The following is a 562-nucleotide window of genomic DNA, read 5'->3' as shown; positions in this document are numbered from 1 at the left end:
CTTCGAGATGAGCTACGATGTCGATCCGCTGCGCCAAGCTATCGCTGAGTCGTGGCCTAACTCGCTCGACGACAGCTGCGCTCGTCGTGAGTGGGACTGGCAACCACACTACGACCTCGACACCATGAGTCAGGATATGATCCAGGTGCTACGCGCTCGCTACGGCAAGTAAGCATCCGCACAGATCCCCAGAGACTGACACAGTCTCATCCACATGCGCCACTCTTGAGTTCGCTCAGGGGTGGCGCTTTTCATTTGTGACTCTCGAGGAAGGCTCCGCAAGTGCGTACGCATGGCCACCTTCCGTGTGGAGACGAAAGCTTTTGTAAAAGCGCCCAAAACGGTTCCTCCCTTGGAACTTTTCAGTTCCAACGTAGGAACTTCTCGGTTCCTAGGGAGGGATTTCTGTTTTCCTAGGCATGAAACTCTAGTTTCTTCGGCATGAAACACTAGTTTCTTCGGCATGAAACACTAGTTTCTTCGGTAAGAAACTCCAGTTTCTCCCGATGAAACCAAGTCACGGAGCCTATAGTTACCGATCTTCACGGAGAAATTGCCACAT

At 52.1% G+C, this 562-nt stretch carries 1 pseudogene; it reads left to right on the top strand.

Annotated elements, in window-relative coordinates:
- Window positions 1-172, top strand: a pseudogene (locus PORUE0001_RS10055) (L-threonine 3-dehydrogenase); the annotation flags it as partial.
- Window positions 173-562 lie beyond the last annotated feature (390 nt).

This window comes from Porphyromonas uenonis 60-3, assembly GCF_000174775.1.
GTDB classification, from domain to species: domain Bacteria; phylum Bacteroidota; class Bacteroidia; order Bacteroidales; family Porphyromonadaceae; genus Porphyromonas; species Porphyromonas uenonis_A.
This window is presented reverse-complemented; position numbering and strand designations above follow the sequence as displayed.